The organism is Bradyrhizobium sp. 76 (assembly GCF_023073025.1).
In the GTDB taxonomy this organism is placed as follows: domain Bacteria; phylum Pseudomonadota; class Alphaproteobacteria; order Rhizobiales; family Xanthobacteraceae; genus Bradyrhizobium.
Window position 1 is genome coordinate 464298 of record NZ_JADPIS010000090.1, and the last position, 26347, is coordinate 490644.

General features: G+C 64.6%; 35 protein-coding genes. 17 read left to right on the forward strand and 18 right to left on the reverse strand.

The genetic code is table 11. The features are described from left to right. Positions 1–82: 82 nt before the first annotated feature. On the reverse strand, positions 83–328 hold the full coding sequence (locus IVB48_RS18755) for a GlsB/YeaQ/YmgE family stress response membrane protein (RefSeq protein WP_247401578.1): 246 nt from the start codon (positions 326–328) through the stop codon (positions 83–85). Between the two features lie 123 nt (positions 329–451). Between IVB48_RS18755 and IVB48_RS18760 the strand changes: the two genes are divergently transcribed. The 3 genes from IVB48_RS18760 to sseA all read left to right on the forward strand — a co-directional run bounded on the left by IVB48_RS18760 (position 452) and on the right by sseA (position 3161). Further along, positions 452–1627 carry a VWA domain-containing protein gene (locus IVB48_RS18760; protein ID WP_018454121.1) on the forward strand — a complete coding sequence of 392 codons (1176 nt, stop codon included), beginning with the start codon at positions 452–454 and terminating at the stop codon, positions 1625–1627. Positions 1628–1672: 45 nt separating this feature from the next. Then, positions 1673–2086 (forward strand): rhodanese-like domain-containing protein, encoded by a 414-nt coding sequence (locus IVB48_RS18765; RefSeq protein WP_018454122.1) that lies wholly within the window; start codon positions 1673–1675, stop codon positions 2084–2086. Between the two features lie 223 nt (positions 2087–2309). Further along, on the forward strand, positions 2310–3161 hold the full coding sequence (sseA, locus tag IVB48_RS18770; protein ID WP_247401580.1) for a 3-mercaptopyruvate sulfurtransferase: 852 nt from the start codon (positions 2310–2312) through the stop codon (positions 3159–3161). A gap of 2 nt (positions 3162–3163) precedes the next feature. Here the strand turns inward: sseA and IVB48_RS18775 are convergent, their stop codons facing one another. After that, positions 3164–4012, reverse strand: a complete 849-nt coding sequence (locus IVB48_RS18775) for a hypothetical protein (protein WP_247401582.1) — start codon at positions 4010–4012, stop codon at positions 3164–3166. Between IVB48_RS18775 and IVB48_RS41195 the strand changes: the two genes are divergently transcribed. From IVB48_RS41195 to IVB48_RS18785, 3 genes are all read left to right on the forward strand, one after another. Then, positions 4011–4133, forward strand: a complete 123-nt coding sequence (locus IVB48_RS41195; RefSeq protein ID WP_256468898.1) for a hypothetical protein — start codon at positions 4011–4013, stop codon at positions 4131–4133. The genes IVB48_RS18775 and IVB48_RS41195 overlap by 2 nt on opposite strands. A gap of 200 nt (positions 4134–4333) precedes the next feature. Next, on the forward strand, positions 4334–5521 hold the full coding sequence (locus IVB48_RS18780) for a L,D-transpeptidase (protein WP_035963499.1): 1188 nt from the start codon (positions 4334–4336) through the stop codon (positions 5519–5521). Positions 5522–5703: 182 nt separating this feature from the next. Then, entirely contained in the window at positions 5704–6672 is a 969-nt protein-coding gene (locus IVB48_RS18785; protein ID WP_247401583.1) for an NAD-dependent epimerase/dehydratase family protein, read from the forward strand. Between the two features lie 4 nt (positions 6673–6676). On the opposite strand, the gene IVB48_RS18790 is transcribed toward IVB48_RS18785, so the two are convergent. Continuing rightward, the gene (locus IVB48_RS18790; protein WP_247401587.1) at positions 6677–7639 is read right to left on the reverse strand and encodes a D-2-hydroxyacid dehydrogenase family protein; all 963 of its coding nucleotides are present in this window, start codon (positions 7637–7639) and stop codon (positions 6677–6679) included. 104 nt (positions 7640–7743) lie between these two features. Continuing rightward, positions 7744–7959 (reverse strand): hypothetical protein, encoded by a 216-nt coding sequence (locus IVB48_RS18795; protein ID WP_027519710.1) that lies wholly within the window; start codon positions 7957–7959, stop codon positions 7744–7746. Between the two features lie 233 nt (positions 7960–8192). On the opposite strand from IVB48_RS18795, the gene ettA reads away from it, so the two are divergent. Beyond that, the gene (gene ettA / locus IVB48_RS18800; RefSeq protein WP_247401592.1) at positions 8193–9842 is read left to right on the forward strand and encodes an energy-dependent translational throttle protein EttA; all 1650 of its coding nucleotides are present in this window, start codon (positions 8193–8195) and stop codon (positions 9840–9842) included. 7 nt (positions 9843–9849) lie between these two features. Then, the gene (locus IVB48_RS18805) at positions 9850–11076 is read left to right on the forward strand and encodes a lytic murein transglycosylase (protein ID WP_247401595.1); all 1227 of its coding nucleotides are present in this window, start codon (positions 9850–9852) and stop codon (positions 11074–11076) included. Positions 11077–11159: 83 nt separating this feature from the next. Here IVB48_RS18805 and IVB48_RS18810 read toward each other — a convergent pair whose 3' ends face one another. Then, the gene (locus tag IVB48_RS18810; RefSeq protein ID WP_007613695.1) at positions 11160–11444 is read right to left on the reverse strand and encodes a hypothetical protein; all 285 of its coding nucleotides are present in this window, start codon (positions 11442–11444) and stop codon (positions 11160–11162) included. A gap of 212 nt (positions 11445–11656) precedes the next feature. Further along, positions 11657–12001: a hypothetical protein gene (locus IVB48_RS18815; RefSeq protein ID WP_247358544.1), complete on the reverse strand. Its 345-nt coding sequence runs from the start codon at positions 11999–12001 to the stop codon at positions 11657–11659. 135 nt (positions 12002–12136) lie between these two features. On the opposite strand from IVB48_RS18815, the gene IVB48_RS18820 reads away from it, so the two are divergent. The 3 genes from IVB48_RS18820 to bfr all read left to right on the forward strand — a co-directional run bounded on the left by IVB48_RS18820 (position 12137) and on the right by bfr (position 13493). Further along, positions 12137–12436 carry a hypothetical protein gene (locus tag IVB48_RS18820; RefSeq protein ID WP_247401597.1) on the forward strand — a complete coding sequence of 100 codons (300 nt, stop codon included), beginning with the start codon at positions 12137–12139 and terminating at the stop codon, positions 12434–12436. Between the two features lie 162 nt (positions 12437–12598). Continuing rightward, positions 12599–12871 carry a (2Fe-2S)-binding protein gene (locus tag IVB48_RS18825; RefSeq protein WP_027570626.1) on the forward strand — a complete coding sequence of 91 codons (273 nt, stop codon included), beginning with the start codon at positions 12599–12601 and terminating at the stop codon, positions 12869–12871. A 133-nt stretch (positions 12872–13004) separates the two neighbouring features. Continuing rightward, positions 13005–13493 (forward strand): bacterioferritin, encoded by a 489-nt coding sequence (bfr, locus tag IVB48_RS18830; protein WP_007600720.1) that lies wholly within the window; start codon positions 13005–13007, stop codon positions 13491–13493. An 85-nt stretch (positions 13494–13578) separates the two neighbouring features. Here the strand turns inward: bfr and IVB48_RS18835 are convergent, their stop codons facing one another. The 4 genes from IVB48_RS18835 to IVB48_RS18850 form a co-directional block, all read right to left on the reverse strand. Continuing rightward, positions 13579–14181 carry an MSMEG_1061 family FMN-dependent PPOX-type flavoprotein gene (locus IVB48_RS18835; RefSeq protein WP_247287917.1) on the reverse strand — a complete coding sequence of 201 codons (603 nt, stop codon included), beginning with the start codon at positions 14179–14181 and terminating at the stop codon, positions 13579–13581. Positions 14182–14212: 31 nt separating this feature from the next. Next, positions 14213–14647 (reverse strand): DoxX family protein, encoded by a 435-nt coding sequence (locus IVB48_RS18840; protein ID WP_247401608.1) that lies wholly within the window; start codon positions 14645–14647, stop codon positions 14213–14215. Between the two features lie 41 nt (positions 14648–14688). Then, entirely contained in the window at positions 14689–15033 is a 345-nt protein-coding gene (locus tag IVB48_RS18845) for a hypothetical protein (RefSeq protein ID WP_247358549.1), read from the reverse strand. Positions 15034–15178: 145 nt separating this feature from the next. Then, positions 15179–16270 (reverse strand): alpha/beta fold hydrolase, encoded by a 1092-nt coding sequence (locus IVB48_RS18850; protein WP_247401610.1) that lies wholly within the window; start codon positions 16268–16270, stop codon positions 15179–15181. Between the two features lie 125 nt (positions 16271–16395). On the opposite strand from IVB48_RS18850, the gene IVB48_RS18855 reads away from it, so the two are divergent. Both IVB48_RS18855 and IVB48_RS18860 read left to right on the forward strand, forming a co-directional pair. Further along, positions 16396–16662 (forward strand): DUF2277 domain-containing protein, encoded by a 267-nt coding sequence (locus tag IVB48_RS18855; RefSeq protein WP_247401621.1) that lies wholly within the window; start codon positions 16396–16398, stop codon positions 16660–16662. A gap of 96 nt (positions 16663–16758) precedes the next feature. Beyond that, positions 16759–16974, forward strand: coding sequence for a hypothetical protein (locus IVB48_RS18860; RefSeq protein WP_018454140.1), 216 nt, complete (start codon positions 16759–16761; stop codon positions 16972–16974). Between the two features lie 9 nt (positions 16975–16983). Here the strand turns inward: IVB48_RS18860 and IVB48_RS18865 are convergent, their stop codons facing one another. The 3 genes from IVB48_RS18865 to fabG form a co-directional block, all read right to left on the reverse strand. Beyond that, positions 16984–17499, reverse strand: coding sequence for a collagen-like protein (locus tag IVB48_RS18865; protein ID WP_247401628.1), 516 nt, complete (start codon positions 17497–17499; stop codon positions 16984–16986). Positions 17500–17612: 113 nt separating this feature from the next. Beyond that, the gene (locus IVB48_RS18870; protein WP_027519697.1) at positions 17613–17861 is read right to left on the reverse strand and encodes a helix-turn-helix domain-containing protein; all 249 of its coding nucleotides are present in this window, start codon (positions 17859–17861) and stop codon (positions 17613–17615) included. Positions 17862–18081: 220 nt separating this feature from the next. Continuing rightward, positions 18082–18849, reverse strand: a complete 768-nt coding sequence (gene fabG / locus IVB48_RS18875; protein ID WP_247401642.1) for a 3-oxoacyl-ACP reductase FabG — start codon at positions 18847–18849, stop codon at positions 18082–18084. A gap of 274 nt (positions 18850–19123) precedes the next feature. On the opposite strand from fabG, the gene IVB48_RS18880 reads away from it, so the two are divergent. Continuing rightward, positions 19124–20683, forward strand: coding sequence for an outer membrane beta-barrel protein (locus IVB48_RS18880; protein WP_247401655.1), 1560 nt, complete (start codon positions 19124–19126; stop codon positions 20681–20683). 179 nt (positions 20684–20862) lie between these two features. Further along, positions 20863–21348: a J domain-containing protein gene (locus tag IVB48_RS18885; protein ID WP_247401658.1), complete on the forward strand. Its 486-nt coding sequence runs from the start codon at positions 20863–20865 to the stop codon at positions 21346–21348. Positions 21349–21352: 4 nt separating this feature from the next. Here IVB48_RS18885 and IVB48_RS18890 read toward each other — a convergent pair whose 3' ends face one another. From IVB48_RS18890 to IVB48_RS18900, 3 genes are all read right to left on the reverse strand, one after another. Continuing rightward, complete coding sequence (locus tag IVB48_RS18890; RefSeq protein ID WP_247401661.1) at positions 21353–21988, reverse strand: hypothetical protein; 636 nt, start codon at positions 21986–21988, stop codon at positions 21353–21355. Positions 21989–22235: 247 nt separating this feature from the next. Continuing rightward, positions 22236–22496 carry a hypothetical protein gene (locus IVB48_RS18895; RefSeq protein WP_007613673.1) on the reverse strand — a complete coding sequence of 87 codons (261 nt, stop codon included), beginning with the start codon at positions 22494–22496 and terminating at the stop codon, positions 22236–22238. A gap of 152 nt (positions 22497–22648) precedes the next feature. Beyond that, positions 22649–23035: a RidA family protein gene (locus IVB48_RS18900; protein ID WP_247401680.1), complete on the reverse strand. Its 387-nt coding sequence runs from the start codon at positions 23033–23035 to the stop codon at positions 22649–22651. A 445-nt stretch (positions 23036–23480) separates the two neighbouring features. Here IVB48_RS18900 and IVB48_RS18905 point away from each other — a divergent pair, with 445 nt between their 5' ends. After that, positions 23481–23915, forward strand: coding sequence for a hypothetical protein (locus tag IVB48_RS18905; protein WP_247401693.1), 435 nt, complete (start codon positions 23481–23483; stop codon positions 23913–23915). A gap of 110 nt (positions 23916–24025) precedes the next feature. Here the strand turns inward: IVB48_RS18905 and IVB48_RS18910 are convergent, their stop codons facing one another. Next, the gene (locus IVB48_RS18910; RefSeq protein ID WP_247401695.1) at positions 24026–24718 is read right to left on the reverse strand and encodes a glutathione S-transferase family protein; all 693 of its coding nucleotides are present in this window, start codon (positions 24716–24718) and stop codon (positions 24026–24028) included. A gap of 174 nt (positions 24719–24892) precedes the next feature. Here IVB48_RS18910 and IVB48_RS18915 point away from each other — a divergent pair, with 174 nt between their 5' ends. After that, positions 24893–25621 (forward strand): SDR family oxidoreductase, encoded by a 729-nt coding sequence (locus tag IVB48_RS18915; protein ID WP_247401705.1) that lies wholly within the window; start codon positions 24893–24895, stop codon positions 25619–25621. Here IVB48_RS18915 and IVB48_RS18920 read toward each other — a convergent pair. After that, positions 25618–26289, reverse strand: coding sequence for a glutathione S-transferase family protein (locus IVB48_RS18920; RefSeq protein ID WP_247401717.1), 672 nt, complete (start codon positions 26287–26289; stop codon positions 25618–25620). The two genes, IVB48_RS18915 and IVB48_RS18920, sit on opposite strands and share 4 nt — an antisense overlap. Positions 26290–26347: the final 58 nt, after the last annotated feature.

Here is a 26347-nt window from a genome sequence, read left to right on the forward strand (position 1 = left end):
CCCAGGAATTGCCAGTTTCATGGCCCTGGTCCAACAAACGGAACGGCCGCGCGTGGCGGCCGTTCCTGGTTCGGTCAGGCTTTCAGACCCGTTTTATCAGCGAAAGGATGACGAGCACAATCACCGCGCCGATCGTGGCATCCACGATGGCCCCGGCCGTGCCGGTTGCGAGCTGGATATGCAGCTGAGGCAGAATCCAGCTGGCCACGAGCGCACCGATGATGCCGACGACGATGTTGCCGATCAGCCCAAATCCCGCCCCATGGACAATCTTGCCGGCAAGCCAGCCTGCGATCGCGCCAATGATGAGCGCTGCGAGAATTCCCATTGCAAACGTCCCCAAAACAACCCCGTGAGACCGCCAATTCTAGAGCAAAAAGCCTCCCGGTCCAGCGCAGAGCAGTGGCCTCCGCCCCTTGACGTTCGCCCCCCGACGGGCAATCTGTCACCCATGTTCCTGCAATTCTTCACTTCTCTGCGCGATGCGCAGGTCCCCGTGACGCTGCGCGAATACCTCACGCTGATGGAGGCGCTCGACGCTGACCTCGCGGACTACTCGGTCGAGAATTTCTACTATCTCTCGCGCACCTCGCTGGTGAAGGACGAGCGCAACCTCGACAAGTTCGACCGCGTCTTCGGCACCGTCTTCAAGGGGCTGGAAAGCCTGCTCGACGCCATGGAGGGGGCCGAGATCCCCGAGGAGTGGCTGAAGAAGCTCGCCGAGAAATACCTGACCGACGAAGAGAAGAAGCAGATCGAGGCCATGGGCTGGGACAAGCTCATGGAGACCCTGAAGAAGCGCCTCGAGGAGCAGAAGGGCCGGCACCAGGGCGGATCGAAGTGGATCGGCACCGCCGGCACCTCGCCGTTCGGCGCCCATGGCTACAATCCCGAAGGCATCCGCATCGGCCAGGACAAGAACCGCAACAACCGCGCCGTGAAGGTGTGGGACAAGCGCGAGTTCAAGGATCTCGACGGCAATGTCGAGCTCGGCATCCGCAACATCAAGGTGGCATTGCGTCGCCTGCGCAAATTCGCGCGCACCGGCGCGCCTGACGAGCTCGACCTCGACACCACCATCCGCGAGACCGCCAATCACGGCTATCTCGACGTGCACATGCGGCCCGAGCGCCGCAACGCGGTGAAGCTGCTGGTGTTCTTCGACATCGGCGGCTCGATGGACGCGCATATCGAGCAGGTCGAGGAGCTGTTCTCGGCGGCGAAGAGCGAGTTCAAGCACATGGAGTATTTCTACTTCCACAACTGCCTCTATGAAGGCGTGTGGAAGCAGAACAAGCGCCGCTTCACCGACCGCACCCCGACCTGGGACGTGCTGCATAAATACCCGCACGACTACAAGATCGTGTTCGTCGGCGACGCCTCGATGTCGCCCTACGAGATCATGGTGCCCGGCGGCTCGGTCGAGCACGTCAACGAAGAGCCCGGCTCGGTCTGGCTCGACCGCATCATCCGCACCTATCCGCATTCGGTGTGGCTCAATCCCGTGCAACAGAAGCACTGGGACTATTCGGAATCCACCACCATCATCAAACGCATCTTCGCCAACCGCATGTACCCGATCACGATCGAGGGGCTTGAGGGTGCGATGAAGGAATTGACGCACTAGCTCGCGCTCCGCGCGCCCCGGAATGACAACAAGAGGGAGAACCACGTGCCCCAGACCATCACCCGCGGCATCAAGGCGCTGATCGACGAGGCCAATGCCGAGATCGAGACGCTCACCGCCAAGGACGCCATCGAGATCTCCAAGAACGGCGACGTCGTCATCGTCGATATCCGCGATCCCCGCGAGATCGAGCGCGACGGCCGCATCCCCGGCGCGTTCGCCTGCACCCGCGGCATGCTCGAGTTTTGGATCGATCCGCAGAGCCCTTATGCGAAGCCGGTGTTCCAGGAGGACAAGAAGTTCGTGTTCCATTGCGCCGGCGGCTTGCGCTCCGCGCTCGCCGCCAAGACCGCGCAGGACATGGGCCTCAAACCCGTCGCCCACATCGCCGGCGGCTACGCCGCCTGGCGCGACGCCGGCGGGCCAACCCAACAGTGGGAGCCGAAGAAGAAGGGGTGAGGGTGCTGCGCTGCCGCTCCAATCTCCGGCGTCATTCCCCGCCAAAGCGGGGAATCCAGTACGCGGCGGCCTTTCGGCCCAATCGCAATCGCGTCTGGAATACTGGATCGCCCGTTCCTAGTGCGTAATTGCGCACTGGCCGGGCGATGACAGCGGAGTTGGATGCACACTGCTTCAACCTCGCTCACGTTGCGCTAGCCCGGAATGACAAGAAAGACCTCGCATGACCACCGATCCCCTCGTCTCCACCGAATGGCTCGCCGCCCACATCAACGATGCCAACGTCAAGGTGCTCGACGCCAGCTTTAAGCTGCCCGGCGTGCTGCCATTGCCGAAGGACGATTACCTCGCCGCGCATCTGCCAGGTGCAGTGTTCTTCGACGTCGACGCGGTCTCGGACCATTCCAACCCGCTGCCGCACATGTATCCAAGCGCCGAGCAGTTCGGCCACGACGTCGGTCATCTCGGCATCTCCAATGCCGACACCGTCGTGATCTACGATGCCGGCGGCTGGGTCGCTGCTCCCCGCGCGTGGTGGATGTTCCTGGCTTTCGGCCATAGCAATGTGCGCATCCTCAATGGCGGCCTGAAGAAGTGGCGCGCCGAGGGGCGTCCCGTCGAGAGCGGCGAGGCGAAGCCGAAGCCAGCGACATTCAAGGCGAGCTACGATTCCAAGCGCGTGCGCAGCATGCAGCAATTGATCGCCAACGTCGAAAGCCGTGCCGAGCAGGTGATCGACGCGCGCGCCGCCGACCGGTTCGAGGGACGGGCGCCGGAGCCGCGCGCGGGCATTCGCTCCGGCCATATCCCGGGCGCGCGCAACGTGCCCTACAATCTTCTGTTCGACGCCGCGACCGGCACGATGAAGCCGCTCGATGATCTCCGCGCCGCCTTCACGGGCGCCGGCGTCAAGCTCGATGCCCCGATTGTGACGAGCTGCGGCTCCGGGGTCTCTGCCGGCGTGCTGACGCTCGCGCTCTATCGCCTCGGCATCACCGACACCGCGCTCTATGACGGCTCGTGGTCGGAATGGGGGCAGGAAAAGGGACCGCCGATCGCGACGGGGCCAGCGTAACCCTACTGACGTGCGCGCGCGGTCGTCGTCGCGGCGAGTGTGGGTTGCGGCTGCCCAAACGGATCGAGTTGCTGAACAGGCGGCGGCGGACGCCGGACAATGCGGCGGCGCTTCTTCACGCGATGCGCCCGCGGCTTGGTCGCCTTGCTCTCCGGCGAACCGCTGTCGGCTTTAGAGTCGGCCTTGGTCTTCGCCGGCGGATCCTTCCAGGCCGTGGTTGCCGGGTCGTTCAATGCGGCGAACTTCGCGCTCGCCATGTCGAACGTGGACCAAGCCGGGGCTCCGCTGGGGGCGGCAGGTGCTGGTTTGCTCGTGAGAGCGATCGAAACGGCCTTGGTCTCGGCGATGGATGCGCTGGCGTCGGCCGGAGTAAGCGTGTTGCTTGAGGCCGGCGCCGCGGCGTCCGTCGTCCTCTCGGCCTTGGTCTCGGCCTCGACATTGGCCGGCTCGGCCGGGACGTCGGCCGGAAGTGCAGCGACCTGCGGCTGACCGTCGGTCTCAGTCGTCAGCGCGACGACCTGTTCGGGCTCGCTCATCGGCAGCGCGATGGTCGGGACTTGATCGCGCAGCGACGGTGTCGGATCGGTGGCTGCTTCCGGCTCGGCGCGCAGGACCGCGAGCACCGGCAGGGCCGGCTCGGGAGCCTGTGCAAACACCTGCTCCTGCGGACCATTCCGCCAGGAGGGGTTGCTGACATACTGCTCGTGGCTCGCCCGCAGCAGCGCGGCGGCGCCCAGGCCGAACACCAGGATGGAGGCTGACAGCAGGATCGCGGCAAACAGGAAGCGAAAGCCGGGAAGCATCGAGGGATTGCGAATTTCCGCCCCGGCGTCGAAGTGGCCAGGGCCCATGAGCCATCTGAACGCGGTGACGGTACTGCTTGCCGCGTTCGCCACGCGGGGATCGAAGCTCAAAGCGGAGGCGAATCAGGCTGATTCGAACATACCGCAACGATTCCGCGCCGTTCTGTAAAAAACGGAGCCGGCGACTCCTGCGATCTCGGGCGTGGGCTGATTTTCGTCCCCTGATGCAAGCAGGCAACGGTAGTCTTGCGGATCACAAATCGGCAAATCAGGCACAAATCCGCCTGTCATGTCTTGAATGTGCCGCTATCTTCCGTCATCTGGCCGTTAACGGTCCGGACGGGGCCCGGGGACTATACAAGAGCGATGATGATCAAACTTTTTCTGACGATATGCGCTGCCGCAACAGTCGCTGCGGCGGGAACCTCGCTCGCGCAGGCCCAGAGCTATCCGGTCCAGCAGGCGCCGAGCTATGGCGCGCCGGCCGAATATCGGCCCGGCGACCGCGCGCCGAGTTTCGACGCGCTGGACGATGAAGACGATTCGATGCCGCAGGCAGCGCTGCCGCCGCCCGGCCCGGATCCGCGCTACGGCCGTCCGCCCGGCGCTCCCCCGGTGTATTCCGCCGCGCCGCCACAGGGGCCGGTGATGTCGCCCGATGATCCCCGTTATGGCCGTCCCGCCGGCGCCCCCGTCTACTCGGCCGCGCCGCCGCAGGGGCCCGTGACATCACCCGACGATCCGCGCTACGGCCGCCCTGCCGGCCCGCCCGCGGTGATCTACGCCGATCGTCCGGCTCAGGCGCCCGGCAGTGACGGCCTGCGTCCGCCCGAGGCTGTCGGTGGTCCCAGCGCGACCGGAACGGTCCAGGCCGGGCAGCCGCCCGTGGGTGCCGACGGCCGGCCGATGGCGATCGCCTCGCTCCCGCCCGAGGAGCAGCCTGACGCTGCCCCGGCGCAGCTGCCGCAGAACCTGCGCCGCCAGGAAGTCTCGCTGGCGACCAAGGAGCCGGCCGGAACGCTCATCGTCGATACCCCGAATACCTACCTTTATTACGTGCTCGGCAACGGCCGTGCGATCCGCTACGGCGTCCGCGTCGGCCGCGACGGCTTCACCTGGACCGGCGTGCAGAAGATCACTCGCAAGGCCGAGTGGCCGGATTGGCATCCGCCGACGGAAATGATCGAGCGCCAGCCCTATCTGCCGCGCTTCATGGCCGGCGGTCCCGGCAATCCGCTCGGCGCCCGCGCGATGTATCTCGGCTCGACCGTCTACCGCATCCACGGCACCAACCAGCCCTCGACCATCGGCAAGTTCGTGTCTTCCGGCTGCATCGGCATGCTGAACGAGGACGTCTCCGACCTGTTCGATCGCGTCAAGGTCGGCACCCGCGTGGTCGTGATGCCAGGTGGTCCGCCGCCGGGAACTGCGACCGCATCCGCCGCGCCCGTGCCCGGTGCTGCCGGCCCCGCTCCGATGGCCGCACAGGCCGGCCCGGTCGGAGGCACCCAGCCGACAGTGGTGCCGCCGCTGCCCGCGCCCGTCACCGTGCGCTGAACTGGCCTCGCAAGAATTGATCTAGCAAGAATTGATCTGATGACGGCGCGTGGCCTTCGGTCACGCGCCGTCATCATTTGGCGCATGCGCGCATGTCTCGCTTGCGTATGCGCATGCCTTGCTTGAACCGCTCCGCACCTCGATTACGTCCGGGAGGATTGCAACGAATTGAGGAGCACAGGATGCGCATCTTTGTTGCGGGCGCGACCGGCGCGGTCGGCCAGTATCTTGTTCCGGCGCTGGTCGCCGCGGGTCATTCGGTGATCGGCACGACATGGAGTGCGGCAAAAACAGATCTTGTGCGGCGATTGGGTGCGGAGCCGATCGTCGCCGACGGCCTCGATGCCGACAGCATGCGCGCTGCGGTGATTGCGGCAAAGCCCGACGCCGTCATCCACCAGATGACAGATCTCGCGGCCGCCACGGACCTCCGCCATTTCGATCGGGCTTTCGCGCGAACCAACGAGCTCCGCACCCGCGGAACCGACATTCTGCTGAATGCCGCACGCGAGGCCGGCGCCAGGCGCTTCATCGCGCAAAGCTTCTGCGGCTGGACCTTCAGTCGCGCCGGGGGAGCGGTGAAGACCGAGACCGATGAGCTGGACTCGAATCCGCCGCGAGAGCTGCGACGCACGCTTGAGGCAATCCGTTATCTGGAGCGAAGCGTCACCGCTTCAACGACGCCGCAGGGCATCGTGCTGCGCTATGGATTCTTCTACGGACCCGGTACGGGCACGCTCTCGCCGGCGATGATCGACCAGCTGCGCCACCGGCGTGTGCCGGTGATCGGCGATGGCGGCGGCACGTGGTCGTTCGTTCACACCGAAGATGCCGCCTCTGCCACGCTCGCCGCGCTTGAACGCGGACGCGCCGGCAGCATCTACAATATCGTCGATGATCATCCGGCGCAGGTGAAGGATTGGTTGCCCGCGCTGACCGAATTCCTTGGTGCCAAGCCGCCGCGTCACATTCCCGCCTGGCTCGGGCGTCTGCTTGCGGGCGAGCACATGGTTGCGATGATGACGGAGGTGCGCGGAGCATCCAACGCCAAGGCAAAGCGCGAGTTCGGCTGGCTGCCGGCGCATGCCTCCTGGCGCCACGGCTTTGCCGATGCAGCGCGGCAGCCCGCCGGCCACCGCACGGCGGCCTGAGGCTTCAGGCCAGCTTCCGCGGCAGCCCGCTGCCCTTGGTGAAGGCGTCGATCGCCTCGACCATCTGGCCGTAATGGATGCGCAAGCCGTCCTCGGTTGCGTAGCCGAGATGCGGCGTCAGCACGAGGTTGTCGAGCTTGCGGAAGGGATGGTCCGTCGGCAGCGGCTCGACCGAGAACACGTCGATGCCGGCGCCTGCAATCCTCTTCTGCTGCAACGCCTCGAGCAGCGCCTGCTCGTCCACGATCGGCCCGCGCGCGGTGTTGACGAGGAAGGCCGTCGGCTTCATTCGCGCGAGATCGGCAGCCCCGACCAGCCCGCGCGAGCGCTCGCTCAACACCACATGGATGCTGACGATATCGGCCTTGGAGAACAGCTCCTCCTTGGTGGCGTAGCCGACGCCGGCGTCCTTGCACTTCTCCGGGGTCAGGTTCGGGCTCCAGGCGATCACGTTCATGCCGAACGCCTTCGCGATATCAGCCATCTTGCTGCCGAGCTTGCCGAGCCCGACGACGCCGAGCGTCAATCCCTCGATCTCGACGCCGGCAAAGGCCTGCCAAGGCTCGCCCGCATGCATGCGTGCGTTCTCGCGGCCGATGCCGCGGGTCAGTTCCAGGATCAAGCCCATGGTGAGGGGCGCAGTCGGATCGCGCGAATATTGCGTGCCGCCGATCGTGATGCCGCGCGCCTTGGCGGCCTCCATGTCGATCGAGGCGTTGCGCATGCCTGAGGTCAGCAGCAGCTTCAGCTTCGGCAGGCTTTCGAACAGGCTCTTCGGGAACGCGGTGCGCTCGCGCATCGCACAGACGATCTCGAAATCGGCCAGCGCGCTCGCCGCGGCCTGCTCGGAGGCGAAGGGGTGGCTGAACACGGTGACGTCGATCCGGTCGGACAGGCTTTGCCAATCGGCGACGTCGAGGGCGAGGTTGAAATAGTCGTCCAGAATTGCACAGCGCAGCCGCGTCATCAGCGTTCTTCCATGGCGAGAGGTGGAACCAGGCCATGGTTGCGCGCAATCAGGACCGTGCGCAAGCCGTTCGCGTCTTCAAAAATCCGACAGCTGATAAAGGCTCAGAGGTCGCGGGGCTTGAGCCGGAACGGCGCATTCATGCCGTGCTTGGCACGCCAGGCGGGGCCGGGGCCGCGCATGTAGTGCAGTTCGGGCCGGTAGGGATTGAAAGCGGTGGCGAAGAAGCGCTTCCAGAAGCCCTTGATCTCCGAGGCAAATGCGGAGGCGCTGCCGGCTTCCGCCGGAACGGGAAGGGAATGGGTCTCGATCATGGCCATGACGCTGTCTCGCTATGCTCCCCGTTCATTCTGAGCGGGTGGCGCTGTTTCCGCGCAAAACCGAGCTTTGGCCTGATTTATTAAAAGATGGTTTCAATTGTCCGGATCGGCGGCGGGATGGTGTCCGTCCCGTATTCATCCGTGGTGAACGGAGGGAAAACATTGCCCTTTGGGGGCGGGATCGCTACATCGGCGGCAAGCAAATTTCCTCAAATCGAAGGTTTTCGGGACCGATGGCGCGCCAGTTCATCTATTTCATGCAGGGCCTGACCAAGAGCTACCCGACCCGGAAGGTGCTCGATAACATCCATCTGAGCTTCTACCCGGACGCCAAGATCGGCGTGCTCGGTGTCAACGGCTCGGGCAAGTCGACGCTGCTCAAGATCATGGCCGGCCTCGACAAGGAGTACAACGGCGAGGCCTGGGTCGCCCAGGGCGCCCGCGTCGGCTATCTTGAGCAGGAGCCGCATCTCGATCCGGCACTCAGCGTGCGCGAGAACGTCATGCTGGGCGTTGCCAAGCAGAAGGCTATCCTCGATCGCTACAACGAGCTGGCGATGAACTACTCCGAGGAGACCGCCGACGAGATGACCAAGCTGCAGGACGAGATCGAGGCCCAGGGCCTCTGGGATCTCGACAGCAAGGTCGACCAGGCCATGGATGCGCTGCGCTGTCCGCCCGACGATGCCGACGTGTCGAAACTCTCCGGCGGTGAGCGCCGTCGCGTCGCACTGTGCAAGCTGCTGCTCGACCAGCCTGAGTTGTTGCTGCTGGACGAACCGACCAACCATCTCGACGCGGAATCGGTGTCGTGGCTGGAAGGCCATCTGCGCAACTATCCCGGCGCGATCCTGATCGTCACCCATGACCGCTACTTCCTCGACAACGTCACCAGCTGGATTCTCGAGCTCGATCGCGGCAAGGGCATTCCCTACGAGGGCAATTACTCGTCGTGGCTGCAGCAGAAACAGACGCGGCTCGAGCAGGAGGGCCGCGAGGACGCTGCGCATCAGAAGACGCTGGCCCGCGAGCAGGAATGGATCGCGTCCTCGCCGAAAGCCCGCCAGGCCAAATCCAAGGCGCGCTATCAGCGCTATGACGAACTGCTGAAGCAGGCGAGCGAAAAGCAGACACAGACCGCGCAGATCACGATTCCGGTGGCCGAGCGCCTAGGTCAGAATGTGGTCGATTTCGAAGGGCTCAGCAAAGGTTTCAGCGATCGCATGCTGATCGACGATCTCACTTTCAAGCTGCCGCCCGGCGGTATCGTCGGCGTGATCGGCGCCAACGGCGCCGGCAAGACAACGCTGTTCAGGATGATCACCAAGCAGGAAGAGCCGGACAAGGGCACCATCACGGTCGGCGAGAGCGTTCATCTCGGTTACGTCGACCAATCGCGCGACGCGCTCGATGGCAGCAAGAACGTGTGGGAGGAGATCTCCGGCGGCAACGAGCTGATCCTGCTCGGCAAGAGGGAAGTCAATTCACGCGGCTATTGTTCGTCGTTCAACTTCAAGGGCGCCGACCAGCAGAAGAAAGTCGGCGCGCTCTCCGGCGGCGAACGCAACCGCGTGCACCTTGCGAAAATGCTGAAATCCGGCGCCAACGTTCTGCTGCTCGACGAGCCGACCAACGACCTCGACGTCGACACGCTGCGTGCGCTCGAAGAGGCGCTGGAGGATTTTGCCGGCTGCGCCGTCATCATCAGCCATGATCGCTGGTTCCTCGACCGCATCGCGACCCACATCCTGGCCTTCGAAGGCGACAGCCATGTCGAATGGTTCGAGGGCAACTTCCAGGACTACGAGAAGGACAAGATGCGCCGCCTCGGCCAGGACAGCATCATCCCGCATCGCGTGAAGTACAAGAAGCTGACGCGGTGATCTCAGCATGATGTGGCGGGTGCTCATAGCTGCGGTGATCGCTATCACCTGCGGCCTGTCGCCCGCCCGCGCTGCCGACGCCGCCTTCACGCAGTTCATCGCCTCGCTGTGGCCGGAGGCGGAGACCGCCGGCGTGTCGCGCGCGACGTTCGAGCGAGAGACGCGCGGCCTCGAGCCGGATTACAAGCTGCCCGATCTGATCCTGCCGGGGCGGCCCGCGACGGGTGCGCCGTCACAGGCCGAGTTCGTGCAGGTGCCGGCGGACTATGTCAGGGAAGCCTCGATCGCGCGGCTTGCGGGCGAGGGGCAGCGGCTGCTGCAAAAATATCGTCCGGCCCTGACCGAGATCGAGAAGAGCTCGGGCGTGCCGGCCACCGTCATGCTGGCGATCTGGGGCCGCGAGACCGACTATGGCCGCTACACACTGCCTTACGATCTCGTGCGCGTGCTGGCGACGCAGGCCTATGTCGGCCGCCGCAAGGACACCTATCGCAACGAGTTCATCCTCTCGCTGAAAATTCTCGGTGACGGCGTGGTGACACGCAAGGACATGCGCTCGTCCTGGGCCGGCGCGACCGGGCTCACGCAATTCCTGCCGTCCGAATATTACAAGCACGGCGTCGATTTCGACCGCGACGGCCGCATCGACATCTGGCATTCGGTGCCGGATGCGCTGGCCTCCGCCGCGCAGCAGCTCGTCAACAAGGGCTGGCAGAGCGGCGTGCGCTGGGCTTACGAGGTGCAGGCACCGGCCAAGGTCGATTGCACCGCTGGCGTGCCCGAGGTGACGAAGCCGATCGGCCAGTGGCTGCGCGAAGGCTTTGTGCCGGTGCGTGGACAAAAGCTCACTGCCGCCGAGCAGGCCCAGCCGGCCTCGCTGCTGCAACCCGAAGGCATCTACGGCCCGTCCTTCCTGACCACGAAGAACTACTTCGTCATCAAGGAATACAATTTCTCCGATCTCTACGTGCTGTTCGTCGGCCATCTCGCCGACCGCATGACGAGCCCGCAACCGTTCGCGACGCCGTGGTCTGCCTCGAAGCAATTGCGAACCAGGGATGTCGAGGCGATGCAGCGCGGGCTCACGCGCGCGGGGCTCTACAAGGACAAGATCGACGGCAAGGCGGGCATGCAGACGCGCGCTGCGCTCGGCGCCTACCAGAAGTCCGCAGGCCTCAAGGTCGATTGCTGGCCGAGCGAAGAGGTGCTGCGCTCGATCCAGGCGGCGCCGTAGGCACAGGGCCAGTTAAAAAAATGCCCGGCCGAGGTGCTCGGCCGGGCTTCGATCGCGGCGCTCATGTGCGCCATGCGATCAGATCAGTAGCAAACGCGAACCGGGCGGACGGTCCAGCCGTAGCCGTCCCAGTAGCGCTGGCGCTGCCAGTAGCAAGGCGGCGGCGGCGGGCCGGGCTCGGCCACGTAAACCGGTCCACCATAGGCGGGACGGCTCGATGCGATTGCGCCGCCGACGATCGCGCCGCCGATCAGGCCGGCTGCGATGCCGACGCCGACGCCGTCATGGGCCTGGGCGGATGGCGTAGCGGTCACCAGCGAACCGGCGATCGTCGCAACCGTGAGGGCGGCAACTAAAGTCTTCTTCATACTCTTGGCTCTCCTGAGAGATGGATGCTCCTTGTTAGGAGCGCCCGGGGTTCAAAGGTTCACGCAGACTCTGATGGAATTGGCCTTGCAGCTAGGAAGCGCGCAAATGGTCAATCCGCGGTAAACGCGCACGGAGCTGTGACGAGAAAAAGCGGTCTTTTTCAGGCCCCTAGATGAACGGCGCATCTGGAATGAACCGGCTTGGGGCGACTTCAGCCACAGACTCTGGCGCGGCGGACGCGCCAGGCATAACCGTCCCAGAAGCGCTGCTTCTGCCAGACGCAGCCGTTGCCGTAATAGTCGTCGGCGACGTAGCCCGGGCCCGGCGCGTAGTAGCGCGGCGGATAGTAGCCCGGGCTATATCCCGGACCATATGCGTAGCCGGGGCCAGGGCCGGGCCCGTAATAGTACGGAGAGGCCAGCGCCCCACCGACAATGGCGCCCCCGATGATTCCGGCTGCCACGCCCGCGGCAACGCCGCGTTGCGCCTGGGCTGGTGTAGCGGCGCTAAGGGCCACAGCGGCGACGGCAGCGATTGCCAGGAGCGACTTCTTCATTGACTGACCTTTCGAGCAAAATACGCGGGAACTCTTTGGGGGTAAAGTTCCATACTTCGATTGAATGATCAATGAACGGCACCTTTGCCGGGGGCGACCAATTAACATGGACCGCAGCTCTGCCAGGGGAGGGCGATGATGGGCAACGCGATGATAAATGCATCGATCGCTGCCGGGATCGTCGTCGCGATCGGCTACGGCTGGATCACCCATCTCCAGAACCGCGGCCAGCGGCGCTCCCGTACCGGGGGCGGCGGCAATAGCGGTGGCGACACCTCCGCGGGCACGGGCGACGGCTTCTCGTTGGGGAGCTGGTTTTCCAGCGACAGTTCCGGCAGCGCGACCGACGGCGGCGGCTGTTCCAGCAGCGATGGCGGCAGTAGTGGCGGAGATTGCGGGGGCGGCGGCGATGGTGGAGGCGGCGGAGGCGACTAGATCCGCCGCAATCTTGATCCAGCGCAAAGACCTATTTTAGAGCCGTTCTAGGCTGTTTCCGGGCTAGTTTGGAATAGCTTCAGATTCCGCTTTTTCCTTTTGCATCCGGCCGGCCCCTTAAATATCGATGATGGCGCATCACCAAAAGGGCCTGCCGCTTCCATGATCGTTTGTTCCTGTAACGTGCTGAGCGATGACGACATCCGCGCCGCCGTCGCCGAGTCCGACGACGCCGTGCGCCATGCCAAGCAGGTCTATGGATGTCTCGGCTGTAGCGCCGAATGCGGCCGCTGCGCTCGGACGATCAAGACCATTATCGATGAAGCGCTCGGCCCCTGTGCCTCGTCCTGCTGCTCCGGCTGCCCGCACAACCACACTGTGGCTGCCAATGACGAGACGGCCCAGCCGGCCGAGTTCGCCCTCGCGGCCTGCTGAAATCTTCCGCAACCCTGACTGAGCTTTTCCCCGGCTGCGTCCCTGTAGCCGGTTGCCCCAGTCCTCAAACTCATTTAGAAACGTTCTAAATTCGGTTTACGGCCGATTTGGACTGCAAGAGCTGGAGTGAACCATGCAGGGCGACGCAAAAGTTATCGACTATCTCAACAAGGCACTGCGTCACGAGCTGACTGCGATCAACCAGTACTGGCTGCACTACCGCTTCCTCGACAATTGGGGCCTGCGGGACATGTCCAAGGTCTGGCGCAAGGAGTCCATCGAGGAGATGGAGCACGCCGACAAGCTCACCGAGCGGATCCTGTTCTTCGACGGCTTCCCGAACATGCAGGTGCTCGATCCCTTGCGTATCGGCCAGAACGTCAAGGAGATCATCGAATGCGATCTCGCCGCCGAGATGAGCGCGCGGGCGCTCTACCAGGAAGCGGCGACCTACTGCCACAGCGTCAAGGACTACGTGACACGCGACCTGTTCGAGAAACTGATGAGCGACGAGGAGCACCACATCGACTTCCTCGAGACCCAGCTCGACCTGATCGGCCGCATCGGCCTCGAACTCTATACCCAGAAGCACGTTGGCGGGCTCGAGGGCGAGGGGCACTAGTTCGGCGCGTAATCGCTGCCACAAACTCCGTGCCGGTCTGATGCGCAATTGCGCGCCAGGCCGGGACGGCAGTCCAGGACGCCAGCTACAACTGCGTCTTGTAGAGCTCTTCCACGATCTCCTGGCTCTGCGGCTCACCAAGGCCGGTCTGCTCGTGGACCACCTCGACGATGCTCGGCATCACCGAGCGCGGCACCTTCTCGGATGACCACAGCTTTGAGCGCATCAGGGCCTTGCCGCAGTGGAAATAGACTTCGCTGACGGCGACGTTCAGCACCGCGCGCGGCGCCTTGCCAAACTCCACCATCGAGGCGAGCAGGTCCGGATCGGCCGACAGCGTGCCGCGGCCGCCGACGCGCAGCGTCTCGTCGATGCCGGGGACGAAGAACAACAGATGCACGAAGCCCGAGCCCTCCACCACATTCCGAAAACTGTCGATCCGGTTGTTGCCGGAGCGATCAGGCATCAGCAGCTGGTTGGGGCCGGCGACGTGGACGAAGCCAACGCCGCCGCCGCGTGGTGAGGCATCGACGCTGCCATCGGCTCCCGACGTTGCGAGCACGCAAAACGGCGACATCTCGATGAATTTCTTCGCGTGCGCATCGATCGCGGGGCGCGCTTTCGCGATCACGCGCGGGCTCGGCTGGGCATAGATGGTAGCGAGGTCTTCGGCGCAAAGATCAGTCACGAAGGTCTCCCTGGTGGAATGTCTGAGAATATCATCTCCCGGCGCGATCGCTATCCCCCTTGTCACGCCGCCACGGCCAGTCGATCACGCCAGCGCAGTACAAAGCCCACCAGATCAGCACCGGCTGCAGCGCCAGCCGCGGCCCGTGATAGAGCCAGCTGTTGGGGACGGGTGGAAGGTCGATGCCCTCCAGGGCATGCTTGATGTTGGCCGGCCACACGCAAAGCGCATAGAGCGCGAGCGCAACGCCTGCCCACCAGCGCAGCGGCTTCGTCACCAGCGCAACCGCTCCTGCGATCTCGCAAACGCCAGTGATGAGGATCAGCTGTGTTGCAAACGGAACCCAGGCCGGCGTGATCGCAAGCAGCTTGTCGGGGACCCGCAGATGCGCGATGCCGGCCACGATGTAAAACGCTGCCAGCACAAAGCGCATCACAGCGCGCGTTCTGTCGTTCGCAGGAGCCATCGGCCGAACTAGCACGCGCGGCGCCGAGGCGCTATCGCGCGCTACACCGCATCGGCCGGCACGAAGCAACTAATGATGACGGCGCCGCGGTGACGGACGTACCACACAACGGCCTGCCCCACCGGATTGCCGCGGTCGCGGATGATGGCGCGCTCGGGCACCTCCATCCATTGTCCCTCGATCGGCACCCAATAGGCACCGCTGCGCACGTCGTACTCCGTGCGATGGCCGTCGGAGACGTCACAGCAGGGCACGCCGTTCGGTGCGATCACGCTCTTGAACCAGGCGCGGATGTCGGGCGGGACGTGATCATATTGCCCGTTGTCGAACGCGAACGCGGCGCCTGTCAGTGCCGCGAGCCAAACGCACAGTGCGAGCCTGTGCATGCGATCCTCCTCATCGCGTGTCGTGCCGTTGGCGCGCGATTTTCCCACGCGTCGATTCGGACATCGACGCAATTAAGCCCGAGCCGTCAGCGTAATGCATGCTCAAATAATATGCGGGCTAGACGACCGTTGATGCGATGCAAAATCAGCGGCGCGCGGATTCGATCGTTTGCTGCGGCGCGGCTTGCAGAAATTGCTGGATCTGCTCGCTGTAGAATTTGGCGTTTCCGGTGGTGCCGTGGCCGCGCGTCTCGGTGCTTGCCGGGATGAGATACAGTTTGCTGTTCTTGACCCGCGTCATCGCAGCGTCCGTGATGCCGGTCTCAGGCGGATTGCGTTCGTCGTCGGCTGAATTGATCAGCAGCAGCGGCGCTTCGATGGCCCCCAGCTTCTCGCCGGCATTGTAGTCATGCGAGGACTCCCACTGGTAGACGAAGTCGTTGGCATCTGCCGCGATCGGCATGGCCAGCCGCTCGTCGACGATCTTGTCGGCCTTCGCCGCCGTCGGTGCCTGCGATTGATAGGCCAGCGTTCCACCGATGCTCGCGATGCCGTAGGCGGTGATGGCGTATTTCATGATGCGCGGCTGGCCGGTGTAATTGCCGCCATTGTAGTCGGGGTCGCTGCGGATGGTGTCGAGCATGATCCGCCGCAGCATCCAGTTGCGCGACGCCATCTCGGTCGGCTGCGAGGCCATCGGGATCAGTGCGTCCATCGCCTTCGGATATTTCTCGCCCCACAACCAGGTGTGCATGCCGCCCATCGAATTGCCGATGACGAGCCGCAGGTGCTTGACCCCGAGCCCTTCCGTCACCAGGCGATACTGAGCTTCGACCATGTCGTCGTAATCGTATTTCGGGAAGCTCGTCTTCATCCCGTCGGACGGTTTTGACGATTTGCCATGGCCGATATTGTCCGGGATGATGATGTAATATTTGGAGGCATCGAGTGGCTGCCCGGCGCCGAACATCTCGCCGCCGAAGGCGGGTGACAGCATGCTCGCGCCCGAGCCGCCGGTGCCGTGCAGCACCAGGACGGGCTGGCCGCTCGGCTCACCGACCGTGATGTAGTGCAGCTTCAGCTCCGGCATGGTCTCGCCGGTGTGGAACTTGAAATCCCTGGCGACCCAGTCGCCCTGTTTCGGCGCCGGATAATCGGCCGCCCATGCGGATGTCGAGATGGCCGACAAAGAGACGGACAACAGAATGGCTGACAGCGCCGCGCAGGAAGCTTTCATGTCTATTTCCCCCGTGCGGCTCTGGTCGGCGGCCGCGTTGCGGCGGAACTTAGCAGAACTGTGCGGAAGGATGTAGGATTTCGTTTTCGCCGGTCGTCCTTGAGGGAAAGGTCAGGAGAGACTGCATGTGCCGCAACATAAAGACGCTGTTCAACTTCGAGCCGGAGGCGACGGAGGATGAGATCCACGCCAGCGCGCTCCAGTTCGTCCGAAAACTGTCCGGCTTCAACAAGCCGTCGCAGGCCAACGAGGCGGCCTTCGACCGTGCGGTGGCGGAGGTCTCGGAGGCTGCGCGAAAACTCCTGACGTCGCTGCACACCCATGTCCCGGCGCGCGACCGCGAGGTCGAGGCGGAAAAGGCCAAGGAACGCTCGCGGCTGCGGTTCGGTTAGGCGGCTCGCGCGTCCGTTCCGTGACCTGGCTCACGGTGAAAACGGTCTCAACGCGCGATGATGTTCGCCGGGCCTTTGACACCCGGGAGCACGACCATGAGCCGCCCTCTTCTTCCGCTGAAAGCAGGTGCCATCGTCTTCACGCTGCTGTGGACCGCGTGGATGACGTGGTGGAGCGGCTCGTTCTCGAGCGCGAACGTCGTGATCCTGGCCTTGTGCGGCGCAGCGGTCGGTTATCTCTGGTACCGCGCCATGCGCTGGCAATTCGAGCGCATGGGCATGCTGCCACGACGCGAGAATGGGACGAAATAGATTCGTCTGTCACTCCTTGTGGCCGTGTTTCTTCTTTTTCTTCTTTTTCCTGTGATCGCCTTCGCTGTCCTCGTCTTCGTCACCGAGGGGCGCGTCGTCGGTCTCCTGCACGGCGGCTTCCAGCGCCTCGCGCTCGGCAGCTTCATGCTCGCGCTGGCGGCGCCGCTCGTCCCAGGCGTCGAACAGCTGATCGAGCCACGGCAGCACCTGCTCGATCGACGGCAATGGGCCGGGCGGCCCGGCCTCGCCGCGCGGGCCTTGCGGCCCCGCCGGCCCTTGCGGTCCGACAGGTCCCGGTGCACCGGCCGCCCCGCGCGGTCCGGCTTCGCCCTGCTTGCCTTGCGGACCGGGCTTGCCCAGCGGTCCGGGCTTCCCGATCGGCCCCGGCTTGCCCTGAGGTCCTGGCTTGCCGCGCGCGCCATCCGGCCCGCGCTTGCCCGGATGACCCTGCGGTCCCGGCCGCCCCGGTTCGCCCTGCCGTCCGCGCGGTCCCTGAGGTCCCTGCCGTTTTTGTTCGTCTGCCACGCCGCTGCTCCCTCAACCGGAAGCAAGCTAATTAGCGGCGTTTGACGACAGCGGCAATTCCGCCCGGGCCCGCGCCTGCGCATGATCAACACCAATCGGCCGCACGTCGCGCGCTAGTCGTGATAGGCCGGCACCTCGATGCCGGACGCGGCATAGAGCCTGATCTTGTTGCGCAGCGTGCGCACCGAGAGGCCGAGCACGCGCGAGGCGCGCGTGCGATTGCCGTCGCAGCGCGCGAGCGTCTGCAGCACGAGCTCACGCTCGACCTCGTCGACGGTCGCGCCGATCAGCAGCGGAACGATCTGGTTCGGTGAAAGGAAATATGCGCCCGGTTCGGACGCAGCGACGTGAACAGTGGTCATCGACACACTCCCCGATCAACGCCCGCTTCCGTCTTTGGAAGCGATCGAGAACAAACGACCCCCAAGCCGTAGATCTACGGTGGGCGGGTTTGGTTAACGAAAGGTTAACCGCAGGCGATCGCACGAATTGACCTTGGGAATGCCGCCGCACCGCCGCGATTGGCACGGATTGCATATTCCTGCGAGCATACCCTGCGTTACGGAGCGGGCATCACCCCGCTCACACCGTCCGGTATCCGCCGTCCACCATCACGATCGTTCCCGTGACGTAGGACGACATATCCGACGCAAGGAAGATCGCGGGACCCACGATGTCCTCGGGCTTGCCGGTGCGCGCCAGCGGGGTGTGATCGACGAAGGCCTGCACCAGCGCCGGATTCGTCGCGCGCACATTGGCGTTGATATTGGTCTCGATGAAGCCCGGCCCGATCGCATTGACGCGCACGCCCTCCTTGCCGAGCTCGACCGCGAGCGCCTTGGTGAAGCCGAGCACGCCGTGCTTCGAGGTGGTGTAGGCCGCAGAGCTCGGCGTGCGCAGATGCACGAAGGACTGGATCGAGCCGATATTGACGATGCGGCCCTTGGCTGCACGCAAGGGGCTGAGGAACGCCTGCGTCATGTTGAAGACGCCGTTGAGGTTGAGCGAGATGATGTCGTTCCAGTCCTTCGCCACTGTCTCCGGCTCCGCGGTGAAGGCGTTGCGGCGGGTGATGCCGGCATTGTTGACGAGGATCGAGACCTGCCCGACCTTGTCGGCGACCTGCTTGGCGAGCGCAAAGCAGTCGTCGCGCTTGGTCACGTCGAGCGCAAAGCTCTCGGCCTTGCCGCCGGAATTGCGGATCTCCACGGCGGCTTCCGCGACCGTGTCGGCGTTGACGTCGAGCAACACCACTTGCGCGCCCTCGCGGGCGTAGCCGGAAGCGATCGCCCGGCCGATGCCGGATCCGGCGCCCGTGATGACGGCGATATGGTTTTGGAGGAGAGGCATGGGCGTTTCCTTGGCTGGGTTTTCAACGTTGCCGGCAAGACTAGTTGAAAACGGAAGCGGCAGAAACGCCATACCGCGCTGACGCCTTATGCAATCGGGCGTCGCGGTGACTTCCGGTGGACGTGGCAAAGATGCCACGGCACGGCACGAACATCGCCAGTTCGTTCTTGTCTGATCCGCCGTCGCTTGGGTCCAAGAAGTTTGGCGCCGTCAGCGTCACATCTGTCTCGAATATTTGGGGCGGCGGCGATTCCGCGCGGACGGGGTATTGGGCATGAAGAAATTGAGGGGCGGAAGCGCGGCTCTGGTCGCGTTCGTAGCGACGGTGCCTGCCTTGGCGGCGGATATCGGGGGCGCGCCGACGTACAAGGTCCCATCGGCGGTCACGTCACTCTGGGGCGGATTTTATGCGGGTCTTGGGCTTGGTTTCCGTGGTTCGCGCACGGACGCCACGGCGACATCGGAGACGGTCGCCGGCGCCCCGCAGAATTTGGCGGACGGTCGGCCGACAAGCGCGTCCTTCGACGGGCTGGGCTTCCGCACCAGTGCCTTTACCGGGTTCAACTGGCAATTGGCGCCGCAATGGATTGCGGGCCTCGAAGGCGATGTCGGCTTCGCCGATCAGTCCACCACGCGCCAGTCGCTGGCCTTCTCCCCCGGCTTCGTCCGCTTCGCCTTGCCGCCCGACAGCCTGACCGCAAAGACCGAGTGGGACGCCAGCCTGCGTGCCCGTCTCGGCTTCCTGCTCACACCTGCCACGCTGGCCTATGCGACCGGTGGCATCGCCTGGCAGCGTAGCTACATCAATTCGAACTGCGCCAACTGTCCCGGCTTTACATTTTCGCCCGCCGTGATTTCCGCATCGTCTATCCAGGTTGGTTGGACCGTCGGTGGCGGCATCGAGACCGCGCTGGGCGGCAATTGGTTTGCACGCGCCGAATATCGCTACGCCGATTTTGGCGCTACACCGTTCACCATTGCTCGGACCGCCGTGCCCGCTTCGGGCTTCAATTCGACCGCGGACAAATTCGATCTCAAGATCCAGACTCACGCCGCCTCGTTCGGCCTGGCCTACAAGTTCGGCGACCGGATCGTGGCAGGAGCGCAGGCAGCGATGATCACCAAGGCAGCGCCGATCGCGATGTCATGGACCGGCCCGTATCTCGGTCTTGGACTCGGCGTCCGCGCGCAGCAGGTGGATACGGCGGCAACGTCGGAACTGTTTGGCGTTGCACTGATCCCGCTCGAGAAGAACACCGTGCCGTTCAACGGCACCGCCTTCCGCGCCAGTCCCTATGCCGGCGTCAACTGGCAATTCGCGGCCAAATGGGTCGCCGGCATCGAGGGCGACGCCGGCTTTGCCGACCGGACCGTCACGCTGAGCGGATATCCGGTGTCGCCGGCGTTCGGCACCTTCCACGAGAGCGCCGATTCCCTTGTGGTGAAGTCAACATGGGACGCGAGCCTGCGCGCGCGTCTCGGCTTCCTGGTGACGCCGGCGACGCTGCTATTCGCGAGCGGCGGTGCGGCGTGGCAGCATGACGAGGTGATCTCGACCTGCGGGAGCGCGCCCTGCCGGACCTTGTTTAATTTATCGCCGTCGGTGATAACGAACTCCACGACGAGACTGGGCTGGACCCTCGGTGGTGGCCTGGAGACGGCGCTGGGCCATCACTGGCTGGCGCGCGCCGAATACCGCTTCGCCGATTTCGGCACGTCGACTTACGCAATCGGCCGAACGTCGCACTTCGCGCCCAGCAACACCGTCGATACTTTCGATGTCACACTGCGCACCCACGTTGCGACTTTCGGTCTCGCATATCAGTTCAACTGATCCGTGCCGGGTCTGGCGGCCCATCCGGCGGGGGCGTAACGACCGCGATGGGGTCTGCGCGCAGCTGCGACAATTTCCTTCAGGATTCGTTTCTAAGTTTCATGAAAGGCTAACTCGAAATTAAGGGGTCGGAAACGGCGGCCTTGGCATACTGGTCTTGATTGCTAAACGTTGCGCGCATGATGGAACGGCTTGAATCCTGGAAACTCGCACTCGAACGCCTGCGGTGGGTGGACGGCGCCGATTGGGCCGAGGCCGGACGGCTCGTGGCCGAGATCGCGCGGATGAGCACCGATACCATGCTGCGTCAGGCCGCCGAGCAGGCGCTTCCGGTGCTGCGCCAGGCCGTGGACAATGACGATCACAGCGTCACGCTGGCGGCACGGCGCCGTCTCGGCGTGGTGCTCGATGTCGTTCACGACCTGACCGCGCCGCGCTTCGGCCGCCGCAATGCTGCGCCGAAAAAATTGTCCAGCGAGGATCGCGCCCGCAAGGTGCTCGGCCTGCCGCTTGCGGTGCAGCTCACCTGCGAGGACATCAACCAGGCCTATCGCCGCGCCGCCAAGGGCATGCACCCCGACCAGGGCGGCAGCGCGCAGGCGTTCATCGACCTCGCCGCCGCGCGCGATATCCTGATCCATCCCCGCGCCTACAAGGACGCGTGAGGGCTCAGCTCTTGTTCACGCAACTCGGATAGGGCGCGGCTTCGCCGGCCAAAATCGGGCAGAGCTCGATCGGGCTGAGCGCGCGCAAACGCGCCTGCCAGCGGTCGTCGTTCACCGGCGGTTCGTCGCTTTCGGGGCCGCGCTCGGCCCACTGGATCGTGTAATAGTCGGTCGTGCCCTTCAGCGTGACCAGGAGCGCGGTTTCGCTGTGCCGGGTCGGGCCGCTGTCGACGCGGCCGCAGCCGATCACGGCGACGAAACCTTCGAAGCGGCCGAACGCGGTGGCGCCAAGCGACCTTGCCGCAAAGCTGTCGGGGCAGGCGGATTTGAAACCGCCTGCGATCGAGCCCGCGAACTTCTCCGGCGATGAAGCGGGAGTGAGCGTCATGCCCTTCTCGCCGGTCACGGTGATCATCTCGGTCCAGCGTTCGGGCGTCTCGCTCTTCAGCACGGCCTCGCGGATGTAGTGGCCGCCCTTGGTGTTCTCGAACACCGCGGAAAAATTCGAAGGCATCGCGAAGCTGACAAGCTGGCCGAACACCGGGGAGATCACGCGGAAGGATTGCGGAGCTTGTGCGTTCGCCGTTGCGGCGAGAAGCAGCGATGCGGCCAGAACCGTTGCTGTCGTCGGTGCGCGCATCGATGGGCTCCAAAGCCAGGAGGTGAGAAAACAAGCGGGCAAAAACAAGCGGGCAAGGATGCTGGTTGGCGCGGGACGCCGGGGGCGCCCCGTACAAAATGTGAGTAGGTCTGCCAACGGGCCAGGTTCAAAGCGGATGCGCGGAAAAACGCGTGACGACGGCCGAAAAACCAATGGCGCGTCCAAAAAGAAAAGGACGGACCGCTTGCGCGATCCGCCCCTTGAAATCCGGTCTGTCGCCTCACGCCTAGAGCGTGCAGCGGCGCTCCGCGCGCAGCTTGATCTGGAGCTCCGAGGCGGCCGTGAAAGTCGGGAGCGGCTTGCTGACGACCTTGTAGGTCGACACGCCCCACTGGAACGGCTTGTACTTCAGGTCCTCGTTCCAGACCTGGCAGATGCCGGTGTTGTCCCAGCGGATCACGTAATAGCCGACCGCCGCAGAGGCCGGCACGGCGAACACGGAGGTGGCGATGCCGGCAACGGCACAGAGGGCGAGAACGCGACGCATGAAATATCTCCTGATGGGAACGTGAGAGGGAAATTGGTGCGGCAAAATGGTGCGGCTGGCAAGCGGGGCGGCGACCGTTCACGGATATGTCAGCCGTTCCTCGGCTGTTCGGACGACCCTTATCCCTTGACTATCGCCTGACGAGCACACGTCTACCCCTTGGCCAGCGATGCCACCGCCTCGATCTCGATCAGCATCTTCGGATCGGGCAGCGCGTGGACCACGCAGGTGGTGCGGGCGGGGTAGGGCGGCGGGCCGAAGGCGCCGGCATAGAGCGCGTTCATGGCGGCCACGTCGGAGGCGCGGGTCAGCAGCACGTTGACCTTGACGAGATCGCGGATCTCGGCGCCGGCCTCCGCCAGCACGCGCTTGATGTTGACGACGACGTTGGCGAACTGCGCATCGAAGCCGTCGGGCAGCGCGCCGGTCGCGTCGAAGCCGGGAATGCCGGAGACGAACAGGAGATCGCCGGCGCGCGTGGCAAAGGACAGCGGCGGCGCCTTGACGTGCGGCGGGGGCGCGAAATGCTGGATCGGCATGGATCACCTCGGATGGACAGCTGGAAGCGCAAGCGTAGCGGCAGGCCGGGGCGCCTCCAACAAAAAACGCGAAAACAACCCCATGCACAGTAGCCATCCCGCGGGAACAATTGATGTTTTTTTGGCTTCGGAAAAGCAAAATAATCGGTTGCTTCGTCGGGCAAAACAGGAGCAGAATGGCATGATGGCAGTGGTGCCTGGTCGCGCCAAACTCCGCTGTCATGCCCCGCGAAGGCGGGGCATCCAGTACGCCGCGGCCCATCGATTGAATCACAACCGTCTCGGAGTACTGGATCGCCCGGTTAAACCGGGCGATGACAGTTGAGTGTGTTGCCAAAGACCGCGATTCACGCCCACCCCATCATGTTGCCGCCGCGATGCATCGGATACATTCGCGGCGTCTGATTCGTTTTCCTCCTTGAAGAATAGCCCCCCGGAGACCCCCATGAAGTTCGCATCAACCTTCCGCGCCGCGCTGGTCGGCATCGCCGCGCTGGCCGGCCTCTCGACCTCGGCGCTGGCCGACGGCGGCACCGTGGTGCTGACGATCTACAAGGCGGGCTGGATTATCGGCGGCTCCGGCGGCTCGGGCGTGATGAACTTCCGCGGCCGCGCCTATTCGCTCTCGACCGGCGGGCTCGACTACGGCCTCGTCTTCGGCGGCTCCAAGACGGTGCTGCGCGGCCGCGTCTCCAACATCAACCGGCCCTCCGACATCGCCGGCGTCTACGGCGCCGCCGGTGCCGGCATCGCAGTGGGCAGCGGCGCCCGCGCCATCGTGCTGACCAACCAGAAGGGCGCCGTGCTCGAGCTGTCCGGCACGCAGGTCGGCCTGATGGCGAATGCGGATCTGAGCGGGCTCGCGATCACGATGCGGTAGGGCGCGCAGGGTGGGCAAAGGCGCGCAAGCGCCGTGCCCACCATGGTGCCAGCGGCATACGCAAAGTTGGTGGGCACGCTTCGCTTTGCCCACCCTACGAGACCTGCGGACTACGCGCTCACCATCGCATGCACCCTCTCGCAATGCGCGACGAGATTTGCGTGCGCATCGACGAAGGCCTTCAGCGGCGTCGGGATGGGAAAGTAATAAATGTTGGCGATGAAGCCGTAGATCCCGGCATCGATGCTAGCAGGCGCCGCGCCGTGCACGAAGCCGTTCGCCGGCACGATCTCCGCCAGCACCTGCAGATCGGCAAGCCCCCGCGCATAGGCCTGCTCGGGCGTATAGCGGCCGATGCCCTGGAATTGGTAGCGCTGCGCATTATACGCCTTCGCCTTCTCGAACCCCGCCGCATCGATCTGCTTGTGCTGCGCGATGAAGGCGTCGCGGAACGCGGGATAATAACGCTCGTCCTTCCAGCGCGAATACGACATCACCCAATAGATATCGTCGAGCATGCGCGTGACGAAGTGATTGGTCCGCCTTTGCTCCGCAGTTAGCGCTGCGTCGATGGTGAGGCGGTATCTCGCCCTTGCGTGCGCGATGATCGTCTCGCTGTCGCCGATCGTCTCGCCCTCATCCACGATATAGGGCAGCTGCCCGCGCGGCGCGGCGGAGGCATCGAACACGTGCTCGTGCACGAAGGGCACGCCAGCGAGCTTCAGGAAGGCATAGACCTTGAGGCCGTAACCGTTGTTGTCGGCGACGCCGAACAGTTCTGGATAGGAATAGAGGGTCAGCATGGGACACGCTCCTCAAGCTGAAGTCGTATCGCCGCAGTGACGCCCTTGCAACAGTCTCGCGCTTTGTGCGCCGCCTCGCTCGGCGGACGATCGGCATCGTCGCGGGTTTGCCCCGACAACGCCACCCGGGATTGTTATACTCCGCATCCCCGTGACATCAGCGATGGTGACCCTATGGCGAAAGAGTTGGAAGGCAAGGTGGCGGCCGTGACCGGGGCCGCGTCGGGCATCGGATTGGCCAGCACCGAGGCGATGCTGGCCGCGGGCGCGCGCGTGGTGATGGTCGACCGCGACGAGGCCGCGCTGAAGGCGCTCTGCGACAAGCACGGCGATGCCGTGATCCCGCTGCTCGTCGACCTGCTGGACCCAAGAGACTGCGCAAGGCTGCTGCCGCGCGTTCTGGAGCAGGCCGGCCAGCTCGACATCCTGCATGCGAATGCCGGCACGTATGTCGGTGGCGATCTGGTCGATGCCGACACCATGGCGATCGACCGGATGCTGAACCTGAATGTCAACGTCGTGATGAAAAACGTGCACGACGTGCTGCCGCACATGATCGCGCGCGGGACCGGCGACATCATCGTCACGAGCTCGCTGGCGGCGCATTTTCCGACGCCGTGGGAGCCGGTCTATGCGTCGTCGAAATGGGCGATCAACTGCTTCGTCCAGACGGTGCGGCGCCAGGTCTTCAAGCACGGCATCCGCGTCGGCTCGATCTCGCCCGGCCCGGTCGTCAGCGCGCTGCTCGCGGACTGGCCGCCGGAGAAGCTGAAGGAAGCCAGGGACTCCGGAAGCCTGCTGGAAGCCAGCGACGTGGCCGACGTGGTGATGTTCATGCTGACGCGGCCGCGCGGCATGACAATTCGCGACGTGGTAATGCTGCCGACCAATTTCGATCTCTAGGGCGCTGACCGATCCTGCGAACCCTTCGATGCGGCGGTGAAAACCGCCAGTTGAGCGTCGAAAGCGCGCCTGAAGGCCGGCCGCGCTTCGCTGCGGGCGACATAGGCGGCGATATCTGGATGTTCGTTCAGCAGGCCTGACGCGTTCAACCGGCGCAGCACCGTCACCATCATGAGATCGCCGGCGCTGAACGCGCCGTCGAGCCAGTCGGCATCGCCGAGGCGGCGGGACAATTCGCCGAGCCTGACACGGACGCGATCCTGCAGCATGGGCAGCCGCTCCGCGTACCAGCTCTTGTCGCGCTCGAACAGCATGGCCATCCCGAGCTCGACGATCGGCGGCTCCAGCGTGCTCAGCGCGGCAAACATCCACGCGATCGCGCGTGCGCGGGCGTTCGGCTCGGTCGGCAGCAGCCCGGCATGACGCTCGGCGATACGGAGCACGATGGCGCCGGACTCGAACAAGGCGAGATCGCCGTCCTCATAGGTCGGAATCTGCCCGAACGGATGCAGGGCGAGATGCGCGGGCGCCTTCATGTCCTCGAACGAAACCAGACGCACGTCGTAAGGCTGCCCCACCTCTTCGAGCGCCCAACGCACCCGCATGTCGCGCGCCTGTCCACGGCCGCGGGCGGGCGAGTTTGCGAAGGCGGTGATGGTGGGGGGCATGGGAGGTCTCCATTCGTCGTCATTGCGAGCGCAGCGAAGCAATCCAGACTGGCGCCGG